This window comes from Phytoactinopolyspora endophytica (genome assembly GCF_004138495.1).
GTDB classification, from domain to species: domain Bacteria; phylum Actinomycetota; class Actinomycetes; order Jiangellales; family Jiangellaceae; genus Phytoactinopolyspora; species Phytoactinopolyspora endophytica.
Genome location: NZ_ML142849.1, coordinates 693,098 through 694,414 on the forward strand (window position 1 = coordinate 693,098; position 1,317 = coordinate 694,414).

At 71.3% G+C, this 1,317-nt stretch carries 2 protein-coding genes; both read right to left on the reverse strand.

Going from position 1 to position 1,317, the window contains the following annotated elements; all coding sequences use genetic code 11:
- Nucleotides 1–973: UDP-N-acetylglucosamine--N-acetylmuramyl-(pentapeptide) pyrophosphoryl-undecaprenol N-acetylglucosamine transferase (locus ELR45_RS03025; RefSeq protein ID WP_165367423.1), on the reverse strand; the 973-nt coding region annotated here is incomplete at its 3' end.
- Nucleotides 970–1,317, reverse strand: a 348-nt coding sequence (locus ELR45_RS03030) for an FtsW/RodA/SpoVE family cell cycle protein (RefSeq protein WP_165367424.1), incomplete at its 5' end; no start/stop codon positions are given. The genes ELR45_RS03025 and ELR45_RS03030, both read right to left, overlap by 4 nt.

Consider the following 1,317-nt stretch of genomic DNA (forward strand, 5'->3'; position numbering starts at 1 on the left):
CCGGGTCCGTCAGCAGCGGCACCGCGTTCGCGGTCAGCCACGCTGCGCTGAGCTCGGCGTCCGCCACCATCAGGCCGCCTCCCGCGGAGACCGTCGGTTCCGCGTTCAGCCGCTGCTCACCGTTGCCGTGCGGCAGCGGCACGTACACCGCGGGCAGCCCCACCGCGGCGATCTCCGCGCAGGTGATGGCTCCGGACCGGCACAGCGCCAGGTCCGCGGCAGCGTAGGCCAGGTCCATCCGGTCGATGTAGGCGACCGGCACGTAGCCGGGCCGGGCGACGGCGGAGTCGATGTTGGCCGCACCGACCGCGTGCAGCACCTGCGCTCCCGCGTCGATCAGCGAGTCCAGCGCCTCGGTCACCGCGCCGTTCAGCCGGCGCGCCCCCTGGCTTCCGCCGAACACGAGCAGCGTGGGCGCATCCGCGGTCAGGCCGAAGAACTCCCGGGCCTCATCCCGGGAGGCGTCCCTGTCCAGCACCGCGACCGAACGACGCAGCGGGATGCCGATGTGTTCTCCGTGCGGCAGCGGCACACCTGCCGTCGCCAGGGCGACGTGGGAGGTGAACCGCGCACCGATCCGGTTGGCCAGCCCGGGTTTCGCGTTGGCTTCATGGACGACGGTCGGCAGCCCCAGGCGGCGCGCCGCGAGGTACGCCGGCAGCGCCACGTAGCCGCCGAACCCGACCAGCACGTCGGCCTCGCGCTCGCGCAGCATCGCCGCCGTCTGCCGCACCGCGCCCCGGACCCGCGCCGGCAACCTGATCAGCTCCGGCGTGAGTTTCCGCGGCATCGGCACCGGCGGGATCATCGCCAGCTCATAACCGCGCTCAGGCACCAGCCGGGTCTCCAGACCCCGCTCCGTGCCGAGCAGCACGATCTCCGTCTCACTGTCGGCGCGCAGCAGCGCGTCCGCGGTGGCCAACGCGGGCTCGATGTGCCCGGCGGTGCCGCCACCGGCGAGGACAACCCTCACGTGGTCCTACCCTCCCGACGCCGAAGCCGCTGCTCTCGCCGGGCGGCCAATGCCTCTTTGGCACCTGGTTCCTGCTTGGCCAAGGCAAGCAACACTCCGATCGCGGCCACCGTGGCCACGATCGACGCTCCGCCGTATGAGACCAGCGGAAGCGGGACACCAACCACAGGGAACACCGCCAACACCATGCCGAGGTTAACTACGGTCTGCACCATGAACCAACCGGTGATACCGGCTGCCGCCAAGCGGACGAATGTGTCTGTGGTCCGCATCGCGATGCGCAGGCCAGCATAGCCCAATGCCAGGAAGAGCACGATCACCATCAGGGTGCCGGGCAGGCCCAG